The organism is Methylobacter luteus IMV-B-3098 (assembly GCF_000427625.1).
Lineage (GTDB): Bacteria > Pseudomonadota > Gammaproteobacteria > Methylococcales > Methylomonadaceae > Methylobacter > Methylobacter luteus.
Genome location: NZ_KE386569.1, coordinates 573,501 through 594,517, shown reverse-complemented (window position 1 = coordinate 594,517; position 21,017 = coordinate 573,501). Strand labels below are relative to the sequence as shown.

Annotated in this window: 11 protein-coding genes; 6 read left to right on the top strand and 5 right to left on the bottom strand. The window is 56.7% G+C overall.

The window, feature by feature from the left end; translation table 11 throughout:
* Positions 1 to 39 precede the first annotated feature (39 nt).
* From METLU_RS24505 to METLU_RS0104655, 6 genes are all read left to right on the top strand, one after another.
* Entirely contained in the window at positions 40 to 5,379 is a 5,340-nt protein-coding gene (locus METLU_RS24505; protein ID WP_051299778.1) for a cupredoxin domain-containing protein, read from the top strand.
* 643 nt (positions 5,380 to 6,022) lie between these two features.
* A complete protein-coding gene (locus tag METLU_RS0104680) occupies positions 6,023 to 8,203 on the top strand; it encodes a multicopper oxidase family protein (RefSeq protein ID WP_196806497.1) in 2,181 nt (726 codons plus the stop codon).
* Between the two features lie 178 nt (positions 8,204 to 8,381).
* Entirely contained in the window at positions 8,382 to 9,212 is an 831-nt protein-coding gene (locus tag METLU_RS0104675; protein ID WP_027157212.1) for a hypothetical protein, read from the top strand.
* Between the two features lie 133 nt (positions 9,213 to 9,345).
* The gene (locus METLU_RS0104665) at positions 9,346 to 11,277 is read left to right on the top strand and encodes a YncE family protein (RefSeq protein WP_027157211.1); all 1,932 of its coding nucleotides are present in this window, start codon (positions 9,346 to 9,348) and stop codon (positions 11,275 to 11,277) included.
* A gap of 4 nt (positions 11,278 to 11,281) precedes the next feature.
* On the top strand, positions 11,282 to 11,869 hold the full coding sequence (locus tag METLU_RS24500) for an SCO family protein (RefSeq protein ID WP_051299777.1): 588 nt from the start codon (positions 11,282 to 11,284) through the stop codon (positions 11,867 to 11,869).
* A complete protein-coding gene (locus METLU_RS0104655; protein ID WP_196806496.1) occupies positions 11,856 to 13,439 on the top strand; it encodes a cytochrome c/ABC transporter substrate-binding protein in 1,584 nt (527 codons plus the stop codon). Before METLU_RS24500 ends, METLU_RS0104655 begins: the two co-directional genes overlap by 14 nt.
* Here METLU_RS0104655 and METLU_RS24495 read toward each other — a convergent pair.
* The 5 genes from METLU_RS24495 to METLU_RS0104630 form a co-directional block, all read right to left on the bottom strand.
* On the bottom strand, positions 13,408 to 14,103 hold the full coding sequence (locus tag METLU_RS24495) for a response regulator (protein ID WP_051299776.1): 696 nt from the start codon (positions 14,101 to 14,103) through the stop codon (positions 13,408 to 13,410). The two genes, METLU_RS0104655 and METLU_RS24495, sit on opposite strands and share 32 nt — an antisense overlap.
* 454 nt (positions 14,104 to 14,557) lie before the next feature.
* On the bottom strand, positions 14,558 to 15,214 hold the full coding sequence (locus METLU_RS24490) for an SCO family protein (protein WP_036242849.1): 657 nt from the start codon (positions 15,212 to 15,214) through the stop codon (positions 14,558 to 14,560).
* 23 nt (positions 15,215 to 15,237) lie between these two features.
* Positions 15,238 to 17,166 (bottom strand): multicopper oxidase family protein, encoded by a 1,929-nt coding sequence (locus METLU_RS24485; protein WP_051299775.1) that lies wholly within the window; start codon positions 17,164 to 17,166, stop codon positions 15,238 to 15,240.
* Between the two features lie 348 nt (positions 17,167 to 17,514).
* Entirely contained in the window at positions 17,515 to 19,800 is a 2,286-nt protein-coding gene (locus tag METLU_RS0104635) for an Ig-like domain-containing protein (RefSeq protein WP_036242848.1), read from the bottom strand.
* Positions 19,801 to 20,336: 536 nt separating this feature from the next.
* On the bottom strand, positions 20,337 to 20,858 hold the full coding sequence (locus METLU_RS0104630; RefSeq protein WP_027157208.1) for a L,D-transpeptidase family protein: 522 nt from the start codon (positions 20,856 to 20,858) through the stop codon (positions 20,337 to 20,339).
* Positions 20,859 to 21,017: the final 159 nt, after the last annotated feature.

The following is a 21,017-nucleotide window of genomic DNA, read 5'->3' as shown; positions in this document are numbered from 1 at the left end:
AAGCGGCGATGATTTATTCAATTTAAATAGGGAGATGTCATGAAATTTCAGCACATCAGTGACAAGCAGGAAAAAGCCTGCAACATACCCAGACGCTGGCAGGTGACCGGCGGCGCCTGTCTTCCATTACTCGTCGTGGCGCTGGCCTATGCCGGCCCGGTACAGGCCAATTGCAAGACTACGGTGTCGGCCGATGTCGTCGCTCTGGACCAGTTTTTTTACTATAACCGTCTGGGCGCGATGAACCCCTCGGGCATGATCTACGCGCTGAAGTCCGATGTGGTCGATCTCTCGGGCGGGCCGAATCCGGGCCCCGGCAATGCCAGGCTGCGGGACGACAAGCGCCCCAGGCCGCTGACCTTGCGCGTGAACGAAGGCGATTGCCTGCAAGTCCACTTCACCAACTGGCTGAGCCCGAACCTGAACGGCTCTCTACTGGAACCGGTCAAGCCCAGCGATCCCTCCAACAGCACGCCGGTGCGCAATGACGACGGCCCCGCCACGCGCAAGGCCTCGTTTCACGTCATCGGCATGCAGCCGAAAGACATCATCTCCGACGCCTCCAATGTCGGCAATAATCCCAGCGGGCTGGTCCCCCCCGGCGGCAGCCTGACCTATACGTTTTACGCCGAGAAGGAAGGCACGTTCCTGGGCTTTAGCGCCGGGGCCATGACCGGCGGCGAAGGCGACGGCGGCTCGCTGGCGCACGGCCTGTTCGGCGCGGTCAATGTCGAAAACAAGGGCGCGGAATGGTACCGCAGCCAGGTCACAGAACAGGATCTGGCCCTGGCCGCGACATCATCGACCCTATCCAAAGCCGATGACAAATTCTATCCGGTCATCGACTATCAGGCCGTCTACCCGGCCGTGGACACCCGCAAGCCGCAGGAAGTGCTGACGCTGGCCGCCATACCCGGCGGCTTTAAGGCGACCATGAGCCAACTGACCAGCAATACCGGCTTCATCCCCGGCGATCAGGGCAAAAAACTGATCGCCGCCGGTTTTGAAGGCACCATCACCGCCGTTAATGCCGATGGCTCAGCCATCATCGTTCAAACAGATGATAGATCGACTGTTAAGTCTGATGATTCAGCCAACCGGAGTCCCGACGACTCGGACACTGACAATGCAGATGATTCAAGCGGTTCATTGACCGCTGCGGCCACAAGACCACTGGAAGCCGCCCCGTATACCTGGCGGATCGAAGGCACGACGCCGCATCCGCTGGCCGGCCGGCCCATCCTGAGCCTGCTCGACAGCAACAACAAGATCGTCCACGCGGACCTCAATGCCATCATCACCGGCCCTAACCGGGTCAAATTCAGTCTGGCGGTCGAGCCCAGAAATGCCGTGTATCCGGACCGGCAAGATCCGTTCCGCGAGTTCACGGTCGTCTTTCACGATGAGATCAAGGCCGTTCAGGCGTTTCCGGACTGGTTCAATGATCCGGTCCTCAGCCATACCCTGCACGGCGTCCGGGACGGTTTCGGCATCAACTACGGCACCGGCGGCGTCGGCTCGGAAGTCATCGCCAACCGCCTGGGGCTCGGCCCCATGAAGGACTGCGTCGATTGCAAGTATGAGGAGTTCTTCCTGACCTCCTGGGTGCTCGGCGATCCGGCCATGGTCGTGGACGTGCCCGCGGGCATCAATGCGCAAGGCATGGGTGTGGTTGCCGACCCGGAATTCGCGACCAAGGCCTTTTTCCCCGACGACCCCTCCAACGTGCACCACAGCTATCTGAACGACCGGGTCAAGTTCCGCAACCTGCACGCCGGTCCGAAAGAGCATCACATCTTCCACCTGCACGCCCACCAATGGCTGCATACGCCCGACAGCGACAACTCGACCTATCTGGACAGCCAGAGCATCGGGCCGGGCAGCGGCTATACCTATGAGATCGCCCATCACGGCAGCGGCAACCGCAACCGGACACCGGGCGATTCGATCTTCCACTGCCATTTCTACCCGCATTTCGCCGGCGGCATGTGGGAACTATGGCGCGTGCACGACGTGCTGGAAACCGGCACCGTACTCGATGCCGACGGCCGGCCGGCGCCCGGCGCCCGAGCGCTCCCCGACCGGGAGATCAAGGCCGGCACACCGATCCCGGCGCTCGTACCCCTGCCGACCATGGCCATGGCGCCGCAGCCCGGCGCCAAGGTGGAAATTGCCGACGGCCAGGTCAAGCTGCCTGACGTGGCTTCCGGCAATCCGGGCTATCCGTTTTATGTCGCCGGCATTGCCGGCCATCGGCCGCCGCAGCCGCCCCTGGATCTGGTCGAGGACGGCGGCCTGCCGCGCCATGTAGTCATCGGCGGCAGCGCCACCAGCGAGCAGAACCGCCTCGACTTCAGCAAGACCATTAACACCCTGTCGGCCATCAAACTGCCCGACAACGGCACGCTATGGGAGCGCCAAGCCATGATTTTCCATGGCGGCGACGGTGTGACGCCGGGCCCGAAAGCCTACAGCACGCCGAAGCCGGAAGGCGGCGCGGGCGCCTTCAAGGTCAACGGCCTGCCGGCCCAGCCGGGCGCGCCGTACGCCGACCCCTGCATCAACGACAACCAGCAGCCCTCCGGCAATGATCGTTTCTACCATGCCGCCGTGATTCAGCTGGATGTCAAGATGAACAAGGCCGGCTGGCATTTCCCGCAGCAGCGCATCCTGACCCTGTGGGACGACGTCAAGGATACGGTCGATGAAATTAAACCGCCGGAACCCATGTTCTTCCGCGCCAACACCGGGGACTGCATCACCTTCCAACACACCAACCTGGTGCCGAACGTTTACCAGCAGGATGATTTTCAGGTGACGACGCCGACCGACACCATCAGCCAGCATATCCATCTGGTCAAGTTCGACGTCACGTCCTCGGACGGCGCCGGCAACGGCTGGAACTATGAGGACGGCACCTTTAGTCCCGAGGAAGTGCACGAACGCCTGGAGGCTATCAACAAACAGGCGGGCGAATGGCTGGAGCCGACCGGCGAGCAAGCCGACAAACCGCCGGTCTGTAGCCTGGGCGACTTCCAGCGCGGCAACGGCGCCTGCGTACAGACCACCGTGCAGCGCTGGTATGCCGACGACGTGCTGAACAATGCCGGCGAGGACCGCACCCTGCGCACCGTGTTCACGCACGACCACTTCGGCCCGTCCACCCATCAGCATCCGGGCCTCTATGCCGGCCTGGTGATCGAGCCGGCCGGTTCCACCTGGAAGCACAACGAGACCGGCGCGGTGCTGGGCGGCCGAACCGACGGCGGCCCCACTAGCTGGCAGGCCATCATCGAGCCCGGCGACGGCAAGGACGCTTACCGCGAGTTCCTGCTGGAAATGGGCGACTTCTCGCTGGCCTACCGGAGCGACGACACCGCGGTCAATCCGCCCGGCAAACAGGAGGCCGGCCTTCATGATCTGGTAGAGCTCGCGGTTCCCTGTCCGGGCGGCGTTCCACGCCCCTGCCCCGAAGCCATTTCGGCCGACGATCCCGGCACCATGACCGTGAACTACCGCAACGAACCGATCGCGCTGCGGGTCAATAATGGCGCCAACGTCCAAACCCCGGGCCGGGCCGGCGACCTGTCGTTCGCGCTGGAATCGCGCACGGACCGGGCCATTGCCGCCCTGAACCGCCAGCCGGACTTCTTTGCCCAGCCGCTAACCCGGGATGTCCTGCCCGGCGATCCGTTCACGCCGCTGATGAAAGCCTATGCCGGCGACAAGGTCCAGATACGGCTTCTGGGGGGCGCCCATGAGGAAGGCCACAACTTCGGCGCGCACGGCCTCAAATGGCTGTTCGAACCGGACCTGAAAGATTCCGGTTACCGCAGTTCGCAAATGCTGGGCATCTCCGAGCACTTCGAGTTCGAGGTAAATGCCGTAGACTCCGTCAATCCGGGCACGCCATGGATCGATCTGGCCTATTTCCCGGGCATGGCGACCGATGATCTCTGGAACGGCCTGTGGGGCATCATGCGGACCTACAACGATAAAGGCACTTACTCGAAACGCTACCCGAGACCGACCCTGGCGAAACTGCCGAGCAATCCGGAGGGAAGCGTACTGCCGGTGAACTGTACCGTGGATAAACGTGGCCGGCAGAACTGCATCACGACGCATGGCGTCTGCCCGGCCCAGGCACCCAAGGTCAACTTCCAGGTGCATGCGTTTCTGGCCAAAGATCTGCTGGGCGGCCCGCTGGTTTACAACCAGCGGGCCGGGCTGGAAGATCCGGGCGCCATCCTGTTCGTGCGCGGTGCCGATCTGGACGCGAGCCGGAAAAAACTGAAACCCGGCGTACCGGTCGAGCCGCTGATCCTGCGCGCCCGCGCCGGCGACTGCATCACGCTGGACCTGTTCAATCACCTGCCCGCGAACCTGGGCAATACGCAACAGGATGGCTGGAGCACGATGCCCATGATCGTCGAAGGCTTCAACAACAACGACATCCGGCCTTCCAGCCACATCGGCCTGACGCCGCAACTGGTGGAGTTCGACGCCCTGCGCGGCGCCGGTCTGAGCATAGGCCAGAACTGGACCCTGCCGGGCGGCGATACAGTCACCGCCGCGCCCGGCAAAGTGGCCAAATACATATGGTATGCCGGCAAACTGACGGCTAAACCCTATCCTGATGCCAGATCGAAACAGAAGAAGCATTTTGCCGAGCCGGTGGAATACGGCGCCGTCAACCTGATGCCGTCGGACCGCATCAAACACGCCAGCAAAGGCGCGATCGGCGCGTTGATCATCGAACCGCAAAGCTCAAGCTGGCAGGAAGACGCCGCCATGCGCGCTTCGGCCACGGTCACCCTGGCGAACGGCAAGTTCTTCAGGGAACATGTGCTGCTGTTCCAGGATGACCTGAACCTGCAGCAGGACGGCGTGCCCGTGCCCAACCTCGCCGAATCGGAAGATCCCGAGGACAGCGGCCAGAGAGCCTTCAACTACAAGACCGAGCCGATGTGGACCCGCATACCGTTTGCGCCGGATACCCCGTTGTCAGTAACGCGCGGCTTTGACTTCAGCAATGTGCTGACCGGCGAGGCGGAAACGCCGACTTTCACGGCCAAGGCCGGCGACCCGGTCCGGCTGCGCGTACTGCAACCCGGTGGCCATCCTCGCAATCATGTGTTCCAGCAACACGGGCACATCTGGCAGGAAGAGCCGTTTACCAAAGGTTCAACGGTGATCGGCGACAATAGCTGGTCGGAATGGCATGGCTCTCAGGCCGGTATCGGGCCGGGCAGCCATTTCAACTTCCTGTTGGCCAACGGCGCCGGCGGTGTCTTCGCGACGCCCGGCGATTACCTCTACCGCGATCAGGCATCGTTCCAGTTTGACGGCGGCTTGTGGGGTAAATTACGGGTCGAATAGCGCCCTTTAAAGCGTATAAGAGTGCAGCCGGTTTGCGGCTGCACTCTTTTTATTATCGACAAGCATATCCGCACCTAATACTTTCCCGGCTTAGGATGCGGCAATTAATAACTTCCCTAAATTTCAATGAATACATATATTTGTGGGGGCGACTTAAGTCGCCCTGGGCGAATGAATTCGCCCCTACATAAGAGCTAATTTCATTCGCAAACCGGGAAATTATTTTTAACCAAATCCTTACTTCATGCGCATGACTTCACATCTGTTCAATCGATAACTCCAGCGGATTATCAGCCCCATCGCTACCTGTTCACTTACCTCCTCAAGCTGTAGCCCACCAAATAAGGTACTTCCTGAGTTAAAAATCAGGGTTTAACCCGATTTCATACGCTGCTTTTACAAGCTAAAGTCAGTTCATCCTTTAATAATTTCTTAAGGTATTGTCGCGCGGCGATGAACAGGCTGTTAAAGGGACAGGGGTGAATACAAAAACCATGCCCGGTTTATGCATGACGATGATCCGGGCTTGGTTCCCTGATATTGAACGAGAATCTTACCTAACCTAATTTTTTCTTCTTTATCATATGCTTATGTTTAATCTTAAACATAAATTTTTTAACTTGGCGGTATTGAGGGTGTCTGCATGTCTAATAAAGTACATGAGTACAATAATAAAATAACCGGCAACGATGCTTTTTTCTTGACGGCAGTCCAATCGCATAACCCGAGAAAGCTGCCCGGCAAAACGGTGAAGTACCGGGAAAAAGCCAGGCAAAAAGCCTTATGTCCATTCAAGCGGCGGACTCTGGCCGGAGTCGGACTGATGCTTATGTTGCCATGGATGGGGAGCGCTGCCTGGGCGGCAGTGCCGGGCGGCACGCTGGATCCAACTAAAGTTCCCAAGTATATCTCCCCCTTGTTTGTTCCGCCGTCAATGCCCGAGACGCTGGATGGAAACGCTTCCGATGTCGACTATTACGAGATCGCCGCGCGCCAGATTGAACAACAGGTTCTTCCTGCACCGCTGCCTAAAACGACGCTGTGGGCATACGGTTCCGGCAATGATCCAGGCACCTTTCATTCCCCTTCCAATACCATCGAGGCGAAGTTCAACCGTCCGGTACGGGTGAAATGGATCAATGATCTCAAGGACAGCAATGGAAACTTCCTTCCCCATCTGCTGCCGGTCGATCAAACCGTACACTGGGCCAATCCGGCCGGAGGGCCTGGCGGTCAGGACAGCATGGGCATGGACCCGAATCCGTATGCCGGACCCGTGCCCTTGGTTACGCACCTGCATGGCGCGGATGTCGTTCCGGGCAGCGACGGCTACCCCGAATCATGGACTTTGCCCGCGGCATCGGATATCCCGGCCAATTATGCCTTCCGGGGAACCCATTGGGCACAGATTGATGGCGCGGCTGATGAGCCTGGCGCTGCGACTTATCAATATTCCAACGACCAACGCGCCACGCAGTTATGGTTCCATGACCATACGCTGGGCATGACCAGAAACAACGTCTATGCCGGTTTGAGCGGAAATTATATCTTGCGCGGCGGCGCATCGGACCTGCCTAGCGTATCATTGCCGCAAGGCGCCTACGAGATTCCCTTGACGATCCAGGATAGAGCCTTCAATAAAGACGGCAGCCTGTTCTATCCCGGCAATCGGGCGTTCTTCGAAGGCGTAAAGAAGAACAACCTGAAAATCCCCTTCATTCCAGAAAAAACCGCAACCGGCGGCGACAGCGATGTGTCCCCCATCTGGAATCCGGAATATTTCTCTAACGTAATGCTGGTCAACGGAAACAGCTGGCCGCGGCTTGACGTCGAGCAGCGCCGTTATCGCTTCCGCATTCTCAATACTTCCGATTCGCGCTTCCTGATTCTGAAAATTGCCAGCGACCCGACAGCCCGGCCCATAGCAGAAGCCGTACCGTTCTGGGTGGTTGGAGGCGATGGCGGCTTTCAAACCCGGCCGGAACAGTTGGGTTCGCTCCTGATCGGGCCGGCCGAAAGAATCGATGTGGTCGTGGATTTCACCAACGTTCCGAGCGGAACACCGCTCTACCTGATCAATGAAGGCCCCGACGAGCCCTTTGGCGGCGGCGTGGGCGGCGTGGATTATGCCTTCGCCGATCCGGACACCACCGGCCAGGTCATGAAGTTTACGGTCGTGCCTGCTGCTTCGGCGGATGAATCGATTCCTCCGCAACAGATAACCCACTTGTTACCCGCCGAGAATCTGGGCAGTCCTCTGACTATACGCAAAGTGTCCGTTAATGAAATGGAGTCCGGAACCGTTTTCGCGAGTTTCCAAACCAACGCCCATGACAGCCTGCGGAATATTGTCGAAGACCCCGCCGGCATTCCCTTCGGCCCGACCACGTCCATGCTCGGCACATTGGATGGCGATGGAGCTCCCGTGCCCTTCGCCTGGATGGATCCGGTTACCGAAAATCCCGGCAATGGCGCCACGGAGATATGGGAAATCTACAATTTCACCGAAGATGCCCACCCTATCCATATGCACCTGGTGCAGTTCCAGGTTCAAAATCGTGAGCCACTGCAATCTGACTTGAACGATATGCCCCTGCTTCCGGCAACGGCAGTAGGCGCCGCGCGCGGCCCCGAAGCCTGGGAGCTGGGTTCCAAGGATACCGTGATCGCCTACCCGGGTGAAGTGACGCGGGTAAAAGCCAGATTCGACCGTCCCGGCCTGTATGTCTGGCATTGCCATATTTTGTCTCATGAGGACAACGACATGATGCGGCCGATGTGCGTGGGCAATGACTGCCCGGTTCCGCTGGCAACCATTAAGTGAAGGGCCGGCATGGATCAGGTTTCGTTCCTTTTCGGCAAAGTTTTTATGAAGTGTTCATATCAAATGACGCCTGTTAAGCATCGGAGTGCGGCCGGCCTGCGGCTGCACTCTCTGGCGTGCCATGACAGCGAAACAGGCAGTACTCCGCTCTATCAATCAATAATACCGGAGAATTCCCATGAAAAAGTATGCACTCTTAATAATCTCGTTTATGCCATTCATGGCTCAAGCCGCTGGCGGCGTTTGGAACGCAACCCCGGTAAAACGATTGGAATGGTTCACGAACAAGCCGAAGATGCCGCCGCTGAACTCACCTTACCAGTTTGCCCGCAAAACAACCGACGAGCTTAATAATGGGACCAGCAGCATTATGGCGCTGATCTATGAGCAAGGCGAAACGAACAACACGGTTTATCCCTGGCCGTTTTATTTGCAATTGGATACATCCCACGATTACGGCCACGCGGTCGGCATCACGTCCCGGCTGTATAACCGGGGAAATGGATGGTCCGTAGCGCAGCACAGCGAAGGGATTTCGTACGGCACCGGCGATACGATCGGCTTTAACGCCGAAATGTCGCCCATGACGTCATCGGACGCGCGCATCATCGGCATCAATTTAAATGCGCGCGATGGCTACGGGGACGAACATCCGGGCAAATGGAGCAATACCGCGGTCAATATCCAGAGCGAACCCGGAGGGGGATGGGCTGAAGGCGTGCGCTTCGACGACGGCAGCAATATGTGGGCGGGCCTGCACTGGGCTTCGGACGCTTACGGCACCTTCGGCATAAAAATGGATTCCAGGCATTTGATCGTGGGCCTCGATACAGGAGCGACGCCGACTGCTATCCGCATGAAAGCCGGCTCCAAGGTCTGCCTGGAAAGCACAGACGCTATTTGTATAAAGTATGATGCGAAAACACAGAAAATCTATTTCCTGAATGGCAAGGCTAAGTTGGGGCATCTCAATACCAATGTCCAAAGCGACAAATGCCTGAACTGTTAAGTCAGGAGAAAATCCAGCGGCTTGAATTCAAGCCGCCGGAGGGTTCAAGCATCAAACTTCAGGCAAGCATCATCTTCGGATTCATACATGCGGGTTATCGTTATCGGACACTATATAAAACAGAGACATGACTATGAGAATAAACAATTATAGAAGTTTAGCTTTGTGCCTTACCGTGCTGGCCGGCCTGGCCTTCGCGTTCAGCGATCAATGGCCGGCGCTGTTGAAGAATAATCCGCCAGCCAACGCAGTGGTCAAGGAAGGGCTGTCCATCGCCCTGGCCATCGATCCGGTCCAGGCCGGCAAGAGCCCGGTCGCCGTACTGCGCGAGGGTCAGCCGGCGCGCCTGCAATTCACGGTCCGGGATACGTCCGGCAAGGAACCGGTCAAAGGTCTGCACCCGGCCGTCTGGCTGGACCGCGAGAACCCGCAGGAACAGAACCTGTCCTGCAAGGACCGCATCAATTCCTTTCTGCAAAGCCAGCTGGCTTTTCAGCCCGAGGTCAACCTCAACTCCTATTTCGTGCTGACGCTGAACAACAAGGCCAGCATTTCCGTCATCGATCCGATCAACGGCTTCGGCGGCAGCAAGCTGATCACGCGCATCAAACTGAACAGCCCCGGCGTGGACTGGGTCTTGAGCAAGGACCAGAAAAAACTCTATGTCGCCACGCCCTTGAGCCGTGAAGTGGCGATTATCGATACCGACACCTGGAAAACGACCGCCTTTCTGCCGTTTAACGCCGCGCCCACCCGGCTGGCGCTGCAACCGGACGGCCATTATCTGTGGGTGGGCCTTGAAGCGGCCGACAACAAGTCTTCGGCCGGCGTCAGCGCCGTCGATACGGAAAAAGCCCAGGCGGCCGGCTCAATCGCTACCGGCAAGGGACGCCATGAGTTTGCCTTCAATGCCGACAGTCGCACCGCTTACGTCAGCAATGCCGACGACCAGACCGTGACCGTCATCGACATCGCCCGACTGTCCAGCCACAAGGCCATCAAAAGTGAGGCGCGGCCCGCGGCGCTGGCTTTCTCAATATTGAGCAAAACCCTGTACGCAGCCACCGAAAACGGCCGCCTGCTGGTCATTGATGCGGACGGGCAAGCCGGTATACCTATAGAGACCGGCAAGCCCCTGAAAGCATTGCGGTTCAGCCCCGATGGCCGCTGGGGCTTTGCGCTCAGCCAGACGGACAACAAGGTGTTCATCATCGATGCTTCGCTGAACCGCCTGGCCCAGACCGTCGAAGTCGGCTCCGCGCCGGACCAGATCACGTTCACGGATCATTATGCTTACATCCGCTCAACCGGCAACGAAACCGTGAGCCTGGTGCAGCTGGATGCGCTGGCCAAGAATACGCCGGCGGCAGTGTCGACCTTTCCGGGCGGCCAGGCCGCCCCGGGCTCATCCGGCCTGCTGCTGGCCGATGCCATTGTGCCGACGCCGGAGCGCAATGCCGTGGTGGTCGCCAATCCGGCCGATAAATCCGTCTATTACTACACGGAAGGCATGGCCGCGCCGATGGGCAATTTCGAGAACTTCGGCCTGAATCCGATGGCGGTCATGGTCGTCAACCGCAGCCTGCAGGAAACCGCGCCCGGCGTTTATACGGGCACCGCGCAGCTGCCGCCGGCCGGCCGTTACAGCGTCTCGGTCCTGCTCGACAATCCGACGGTCTATCATTGCTTTACCGCCGACATCGCGCCTGATCCTGAGCTCGCCAAGGCAGGCGGACAGCCGGTCAAGGTGGAGTATCTGCTGAACAGCAAGGAAGTGCCGGTCGGCAAATCGGTGCCAATCCGGGTGAAGATCCATCATGCGGCTCAGGACAGCGTCAACGACCTGCAACTGCTGATCGTCCGCGTCCCTGGCCTGTGGCAGCAGCGGCTGCTGGCGAAACCGCTGGGCGGAGGCCAGTATCAGGCGGATATCACGCCACAGGAGACGGGCGTTTATCAAGTGTTTATTCAGTCACAGTCACTGAGCCTCACCTTTGAGCAACAGCCCATGCTAATCTTCCGCGCCGTCCGGCCGGCCCTCGCCACAGCCCAGATCAAGGAGTAAGCCTATGACTATCAAATTCAGAACCGGCGTCATCATCACCTTGCTGGCAACCGGCGCCCTGATTGCCGTCGTGCCGGACCCGGCGCCCGAGGCGGTAGCGGCCCCGGTCGAATTGCCGAATGCCGAGCTGTTGGACCAAAACGGCGCCCCGGTCCGGTTTGCCAGCGATGTCGCCGGCAACCGGATCATGGCGCTCAGTTTCATCTATACCGATTGCCAGACATCCTGCCCGGTCGTCTCGGGCATTTTCTCGAAGCTGCAAGACCGGCTCGGCGACAAGCTGGCCCGGGACGTGCGCCTGGTGTCGCTGAGCATCGATCCGGCCACGGATACGCCCGAACGTCTGAAAGCCTATGCGGAGCGTTTTCATGCCGTGCCCGAATGGCTCTGGCTGACCGGTGAGAAGGCCCAGGTCGACGCCTTGCTCAAAGGGCTGGGCGTTTATAGCGCCGATTATGCCAACCACGCGCCGGTCATTCTGGTAGGCGACCCGGCCCGCGGCGAGTGGACGCGCTTTAACGGCCTGTCCAGCCCGGACACCATCGCCGCAAAAATTGATGAACTGCTGAATGCCCGCCATGAAAAATCCTGATGCCCCACTAAACGGGTTGAATACGATCGGCTTTACGCTGTTATCGGCCATGTTATTCAGCCCTTCCCTGTCGGCCGCGCCGCTGACGGCTTCGGAGGCGCGGGGCAAGCAGCTTTACCTGACCGGCGCCAGCCCTTCCGGCCAACCGGTCAAAGCGCTGGTAGGGCCTGAATCGACGGAACTGTCGGGGACTGATGTGCCTTGTGCCGGTTGCCATGGCGAGGACGGACGCGGGCGGCCGGAAGGCGGCATCGTACCGACCGATATCTCTCATGACTATCTGACCCTGGCCTATGGGCACAATCATGACAACGGCAGAAAACATGCCGCTTTCACGGCCGATACGATCATCGCGGCTATTACCGTGGGCATCGATCCGGCCGGCAACCGGCTGGATTCCATTATGCCGAGATACGCATTGTCCGCCGGCGACGGCGCTGATCTGGTCGCGTACCTGAAGCGACTGTCGACCGATGCCGATCCGGGGCTGAGCGAGTCGACTATCCGGCTGGGCACATTGCTGCCGACGCGCGGGCCATTGGCGGGCATGGGCCTGGCCATGAAGGACATGCTGTCGGCTTATTTTGACGAGATTAACGCGCGAGGCGGCATTTACAATCGCAAGATTCATCTGGAAGTCGCCGAGTTCACCGGCAGAGCCAACTCGACAATAAAGAGCGCGCGCCACCTGCTCGAAGCCGAGCCGGTATTTGCCCTGATAGCGCCGTTCGCCGGCAACCTGGAGCAGGACATTCTATTACTGAGCGAGAGCCGGAGCGTTCCGCAGATTGGCCCTTACACGCTGTTTCCCGAGGAGAACACGCTCCGTAGCCGGGCGGCTTTCTATCTGCTGCCGGGCCTTAAAAACGAGGCTCGCGCCATGGTGGATTACGCAACTGATGTATTGCACATGAAAAATGCCGCGTCGGTGGTCATCGGCCCCGAAAACGTCAATATTCAGGGAACCGCCGAAGCCATCGAACAGCAAAGCCGGCACCGCGGCTTAGGTCCTGTCGCCCGGTTCGCCTATCCACCGCATCAACCCCAGCCCCAGGCGTTTGCCGCCGAACTTAAAAAACAGTCGCCGGAAGTGATTTTCTTTTTTGGCGCTGATGATGAATTGAACTTGCTATTGAAGAGCGCCGAACAATTGAAGCCGAAACCTTACGTATTTATCTCTGGTTCACTCACAAGACCTAACGCGCTAAATGAGGCGTTTAGCGACAGGCTTTTTCTGTCCTTGCCTTCTTCGCCTCCCGATCAAGCGGGCGCGGATGAATTTTTCCGGCTGATAAAACGCAACCATCTTTCAACGCACCATTTAACCGCGCAAGCCGTATCCTATAGTGCGGCCAAACTGTTAACGGAAGGACTGCAAAGGACAGGCAGGGAATTGAGCAGAAAAAAACTGATCAAGACACTGGAAACAATTTACCAGCTTAATACGGGGACGATGCCCTCTCTCTCCTACGGGTCGAATCGACACATAGGTTCAACGGCGGCCACTATTGTTTCAGCATCCCCGGATGGTCGTCATGTCAGTCCGCCAATTGGTAGCTATAAGAAATAGACTGGAACTGCCGCGTGCCAGGCTGAACAATGCCTATCTCGCCCGCCACTGATATCAACTCGGCCACATTATGCACATTGAGTTTTTTCATCAGATTAGTCCGGTGTGTCTCCACTGTCTTTAAACTGATGCAAAGACTATCCGCTATCTCTTTATTCTTATAACCTTCGGTTATCAACTTAAGCAGCTCGCGCTCACGCGTAGTCAGAATGTTGTGCAAATGATTGGTCGATCGCATTTTTTCCACGCGAAGATACCGGTTCATGATCTTCGGCAAAATCGCATCCGAAACGTGGTAATGGCCCATCAAAACGTTCTTTACGGCGGAAATCAGTTCCTCCGTCGTGGAACTCTTCAGCAGGTACCCGTCAGCACCGGCCTGGAATGCGTCAGAAATGCTCTCTTCCGTGTTTTTGGACGTGTAAATCAATATTTTGGCGCCATGCCAGCGCTTTTTGATCTCTTCTATGGCTTCCACGCCGTTCATCTTGGGCATGACCATATCCAGCAGCACCAGATCCGGCGGAATAAGCCAGGTTTGCCGAAACAAATCAATGGGATTATTAGATTGGGAAACGACGTTAAACTGTGGTTCCTGGCTCAGCACAGCGTACAATCCTGCTCTTATAATCGTTTGGTCCTCAACTATTGCAATCTTATACATTTACAATTCTCCACTCCTGCGAGACTTCCAAAAACATTGAAATCCGTAAGAAAATGTTTTTAAAAGTTTGCCACAACAAGTTTCATTAATGCCATACGGATAAAATATGCCTCATCATGCAGACGCATAATAAACACGGTCCCCGCTCTCAGATGTATCAGCGTATTAAAAAACGGACATGCTTCACTTTATTTGAAAGAACGTGTTGTTTTTTATTCTTTTTGACTTGACACATTGCGACTTTATGCTACTGCTTGTGTCAGACGTGATAAATAAGCACTATTACCTAAACATTATCTTTTTCTAATGATTATTTGAGTAAAAATTAATCCAAGTCCATGATATTATTGATATTATTTTTATTGCATTCAGATTTTTTAAGGTATTTTTAAGGTAATATTGAGTTATTGATGAGTCATGCCATCCGTGGCGCTGTTATCTCCATAGTTGCGGATCAACCGATCATTTCCGGCTGCTTCGGTCTTTGACCATGAGGTTCCATCCAGTAAACATATTCGGCGATGTATTTGGGATTGCCCAGGGCCGGGCATGTCCCCCAGCGTTCCAGCGGCTCGATGCCGTACTTGACGACGCCTATGTGCTGGGTCTTGTCCTGGTCCAGCACGGGGTCCGAGAAAAAAAAGCCCAGTTGCCGGCGCAGCAATTCGATGTCATTTTTCCGGCCTGTCAGGAATTTCCATCCCGGCTTGACCCTGAACAGTTCGGCATAGGCTTTCAGCGTCGACGGCGTGTCATGTTCCGGCTCAAGCGTGATTGAATACATGAAGATATCGCGCCCTGCCCGGTCGCCGAATGCTTTCTGCACCCGCTTCAGATTCGCCGTCATGCCCGGGCAGATATCGCCGCAGCGCGCGTACATGAAGTTGATGAGCACAGTCTTGTCCTTGATCAGATCATCGTAAAATCGCACGACTTCGCCCTCATGCGTGATGAGCGGCACATTCGGGAAGGATTTTTTGCGGCGCTCGTCCCGGCTCATCCTGACCGGATGAAAACTGCCTGCGGCGGTCGAGTTCGAAGGCAAGGCGCTCAATGCGGCGATGCCAAGAGAAGCACCGGTTATCTTTTTGATAAAATCTCGTTTATTCATGGCTTTATCCTCGCTCAATCGCGTTACTTGCCGGCTTTCGAGTCATCAGGCGGCACGATGCGGAAAAGGATCATCATGGCATGGTCTTCATGCACGACGTTGTGGCAGTGCAAGGGATAGTCCCCGTACCAGTCACGGAATTGTATGTAATAACTGACTTCGCCCGAGCCCGACGTGCCGACGGATCCATCGCCGATTCTTACCACGTCCTTGCGGGACTTGTCATCGATCGCCAGATTCTCGGCTTTGCCGTTGCGGCTGAGCAGTTGAAATTCCTCGTGATGCGTGTGCACCGGATGAGACCAGCCGCCGCTCGAATTCAGCGTCCATTGTTCCGCCGTGCCCTCCGCCGGGTAGGCGCTGATTCGGGAGGGATCGAATAACTTGCCGTTGACCGTCCAGGCGCCATTGCTCGAATCAAATTTGAACCGGCGCTGGACCTTGACCGGATTGGTTCTGGCCGACAACGGCACCATGACCTGAGACTGAAGTGTACTCAGCGGCGCGCTTTCATCGACTACCGGATCGCCGGATACGATGAATTTGAGGAGCTGCGTTTTGCTGCCGGAACGCAGAATCTTGCCGCTGGTCCCCTTGCCGTTGAGCTGTTCCAGCCGGTTTTCCAGGTAAATCACCGTGCCGGGCGCATATTGGCTGAAGTCGACGATCACGTCCGCCCTTTCGGCCACGCCCAGCCTTATGCTGGAAACGACTTGCGCCTTGGGCAGCAGGTTGCCGTCATTGGCGATGCGCGTGAATTTGGCGCCATTGCTCAGAAACAATTCGATAAACCGCGAAGGGCCGGCATCCAGGCAACGGAATCGGTATTTGCGGCGTTTGACATCCATATAGGGCTTGATCTTGAAATTGACCGTTTGCTGGTCGCCGACGATGCCTTCCAGATTGAAGTTGTCGAAGAACATCTGCCCGGTCTGGTCGAACACCTTATCGGTGAATAGCAGAGGGACGTCGTATTCGCCGCCGGGCAGCCTGAGACCGGTCGTTTCATCACCGGTATCGAGGTTGATATCGTTGCTGAACAGTGTGTAGAACGAGGCCATCCCCTTATAGACATTGGCGGCAGTGAAATCGAAACGGTGATCGTGAAACCACAGCGTGCTCTGGGTTTCCTTCCAATCACCCGGACACCATAGCCCATTGTAATAAGTGCCGTTCCTGTGCGTACTGGCGAAGCCTGCCCGCACATTGGGATACCAGTAGTCCCACCATTCGCCGGAATCGAAGAACCGGGTCGGCCCGCCGTCGGATTCGGGGGGATTATGGGCGTTATGCAGGTGCGGCGAGCACTGGTTGATGCCGAACCCCTGATTGTCCTTGTCATCCTCGGGCAAGCCGTTGTACATGCGCATGAGCACCGGCTGGCCATAGTGAGCATTGATGCGCAACACGCCGACGGCATCCGAATTCATGTCGACATAGGTCCAGACCTTGGAGTTAAAGGCCGGGTATTCTTCCGCCGGATAAAAATTCCAGTCAATCTCCCTGACCATCAGCTCGTATTTCGTGCAGGCATCCAGGCCGCCCAGCTCATCCCAGCGCTGATGTTCCTCGTCGCGCGCTTCCTTGAAATCGTCGAACTCATTTTTTCCCGGATTCCAAAGCGTCTGTTTTTCAGCGCATTGACCTTTTTCCGGCGTAGGGCCGGCGTAAGATCCGACCGATTGGCAAGCCTTCGGGATCGGCAGCGGCTCCGTCCAGGGCTTTTTGCAGGGCGGGCTGATCAAAACTTCGTCCGCGGCTTCAGCCAGATTGGGTAGAAAGTGACGCCCGCCGATCGCGGTCAGGCCGCCCACGCCGGCTGTCAGCCCCATCTTGAATAATTCGCGCCGGGTAATGCCGGCTTTCTGAATATCGTTGACCTCCTGCATATACCGGGCGATGATCCTCTCGCGTTGGCTGTAATTCGTTATTTTGACTGTTTTCTTAAACATGACACCCCTCACATTACTTTGAAAAACCGCGCAAAGAAATTATGTTTCAGTGCTTTTCTGTTTGCTCAATGCCCAACAGTGAGCCCGAATACTGTGGGTTGATATGACTGCTGTTTAAATCAATGACTGATGTTATGCACGGTAGCTTTTTATGCCGTTTGCCGCTCCCGAGCACTACAGCGGTGTAGGTGCGAATTCATTCGCACTAAACAAAAAACACAATCGGCGTCTCGGGTCGAATGAATTCGACCCTACAGGCGCTTGACGCAGGGGCCAATTGTCCGCGTAACTCAGTCAATGACTTTAGAAAACCGGCCCCTTGCGGAGCCGGTTTCTGATTCCCGGCGCTTACTTGATAGTAACAGCGATGTTTTCCCTCCTGGCGCCTGTCGCCGACGAAACCAGGCTGATCGGCGTCCTGCAGGCGGGTCCCGGTTTTGCCCTGAAGTCCCATGCACCGGCAGCAACAGGGACCGCCGCGCCCAGTTTATTGGTATTCAGATCGGCTGGCACAGATGCCGTCAGGTACAACTGGATGTTGTTGTTAGTTGATACCGAACTGGTTCCGGCGACTCGCCATTCTCCCGAAGCGGCATTAATGACCTTGCACTGCGCCGCGGTTATCTGGATGTTTTCAGGGTTAACAACTGTCACCGTAACATGCGCGGGCAACGAAACCTGGCCGTTGTCATTGGCTACCGTGTAATCGAAGCCGAAATCACCGGCCGTAGCGCCGGCCGCGAAAGTCACCCTGCCGGCCGCATCGGCACTCGCCGAGCCGCCGGTAACGTTGGAGACCGTTACTGACCCCGTATTCAGCGTACCGCCGTTGCCAGAGTCGTTAGCCAGCACGTCGATCACAACCGACTGGTTGATGGCCACATTGACCGGTCCATCGGGATTGACGATCGGCGCAGGACCCTCTGCGGACGGTGCGACCGTAACGGTCACTGTCGCCACATTGGACTGACCGGCGCTGTTGGTTGCCGTATATTGGAAAGTCACGTCGCCATTTACAGGACCCGGTGTGTAAGTGATGCCTGTGCCATTAACAGCCGCCGACCCGGAACCGGCCGGAATCGCAGGTCCAACCAATTGCAAGGACGTGATGGGAGCCGTTGCGTTCACAACATCGTTAGCGGTAACCGGGATATCAATTGCCGGACCGCCCGCTTCCGCCACTGCGCTGTCATCCAGGACAAGCGGCACGCCAGGACCGGGTACAGCGTTTCCTGTCGCCCGATTGCGCGCCACGGGGAAGATCTCACTGCCATTGGCGGACGATAGAACGGTAACGGTATCCGGCGGCGTGCCGATGCCGGTCGCCGTCAGTATCGTTTCGGCAGGATCGTCGGCGTTATTGCTGGATACTGCCGCATGGCTGGGGTACTTGTTTCCGTCGAGTCTTAGTTTAGGCGGCAGATCGGTTTCGAAGCCCTTATCGCTACTGGTCGCAATGACGGTCAGCGTATCAGTGATGTAATCGTAATCCGCCGAAGTCGCTGTCACGACATCGACCGCATCCTTCGTCACTACACTGGGCGGCGTGTCGGAGCTGTTGATGACCGATACAGGACCGGGCAGAGCGCCGCTGGGATCCACCAGGCCCTGGGTATGGAACTGGCCGAGACCGGCCGGGCCGAACGGAATCATCTTGACAGGCGGGATGTTTGCCGCTGCCGCTGTCAATGAGGGATCAGGCTGATTGGGTAATAATTTGGTGTTGCGGGCATACACATCGACTTGCGTGCCGCTGGCGTCACGTTTATAGAACCCGTTATAGATCTCCAGCGGGCTGGGGATCGGATTCGCCACAAAATCGTGCAGACGGCCCATCAGGCTGAACTGGTCGGAACGAACACACGTACCGTTCGCGCCCTGGTCTCCCAATACAATGGGTGTGCCGTCGTCACGGACGCCGCAGATCTCGAAATAGTTGGTGCCGAAAGGGCTGCCGGTAACGAATTCCGTATTGAGCCCGTCCGACAGGAATTGGGCGCCGTTAAGCGTGACCGGTCCGAGCGGAGTTCCCAGACTGTCGGCTCGTTCCAGGAAAGGCCCGACACGGCTGTTCAGCGCACCGTTAAATTCGCCGCGCGCCACGCCGACGTCTTCGCTGAAGACGATGTCGCGATTGCCGCCGGAAACGGCGTCAACCGGGAAGGTTTCGACGCCGTAAGGATGCGTCACGGTGTAAATGCCGGGTTCCGGAACACCCGCAAACACACGGATTCGAGTGAATACCACTTGATCGCCAACGGCCACGGGGCCTATCGAGAAAGCCGCCTCCAGCGCCAGCACCAGGGTGGCGCGCTTGGCTCCCGGCACAACATCCATCACGGATGTGGCATTAAAGTAAAATGCCTCATCGGGAAAGTTGTCCGGAAAACTGTAAGGAGGATCGGGCAAGCCGGGTCCGACCAATAAACAGGCATTCTGCTGCGCAGCGCCGGGATCATCGGCATCCGGCAAGCACAGATCCAGAACCATGCCGTTCAGGTCCTGATACCAAAGAGGAAAGCCATTTCCAGGCGGAGACGGCACGTTAACAGGCCCGACCCGAGCCAGATCGGCATGCACGGATAAGCTCGCGGTAGCGAGCGCGACTGCAATAGCGGTATGTCTCATTTTCATGTTTAAACCTCGTTATAGGATTTACTTTCACTAGGCGGTAGATCCATGAATTGCTATATGAAGATTATTTCCAGTACCAATAATCCTCGCCCATTCCTCAACTAAAGCTGTGCCTGATTAATGTCCGGCATGAGCACCGGACATCAGCAAACTTGTATTGAGGACCACAATGGCAGCCAGACTGAACTGCACTCGATTCCAGCGTATAGCAAAAGCAAATCAAAAAAACTCGGGTGGACACCTGATATTGAGCTACATGAATAATGAATACATGATTATAAAAGCGGGATTTACTTTTTAATTCAGGGGCGTCCGCGGCCAGGCAACAATGCAAAAAGCAATCGAAAAATTCGCGCGGCAATGGGGATGGGGCTTACAACTGTAGACGTACATTAAAGTTTGAAACTTTTGAATGCCGACAGTATTTAATAAATGAAAATGAATAGCCGCTATGTGCCATAAAGAGACGGACAGGTATTGGTTGTTAACGGCAAGTATGAGACACAAATCGGTCGTTTAAAGCTACCGCTGAGCTCTCATGGTTTCAGCTCGACAAACGTACCGTCCGGAACTGTCCGCCATAACTCTTCCATTTCTCTATCGGTAACGGCTACACAGCCAAGCGTCCAGTCAGTCAATCGGTGTAGCTTGCCAATCCAGCCAATACCGTTCCGAAGACCATGAATCATGATGTCCCCGCCCGGAGACGCACCTTCCTTATGGGCTATTTCAGCGTCGGCTTGACTTGGATATGAAATATGCAAAGCGCGGAAGTAGCCGCTGTTGGCTTTTCGGTAATCGATCGTGTATCGCCCTTCAGGAGTCTTTTTGTCACCCTCTCTACGTTTTGGACCAACAGGCTCTCGACCTAGAGCTACTTTGTAGGTCTTCAGCGGCTTACCTTGGCTGTATACCGTAAGCTCACGCTTGGACTTCTCCACGACGACTAAGTCTGCTCGTACGTCATTCAGAAGTGGATTATCTAGATGATTCGCCCACCCAATCACTACACTTAACGCCACTAGCAGCACGGCCAACAATGTGAACCACCGTTTCATTCCGCTCCTTTTTCAGCGCGTAGGATGCGCTGAACGCAGTGATGCGCATCGATCGCGAACGATGCGGTTCGTACCTCACCGCATCCTACCGCGCTGCGATAATTCTTTGGTAAAACTTGAATCCATTTTTCTCGTTTTCGCCAGAACAAAATTTACCTC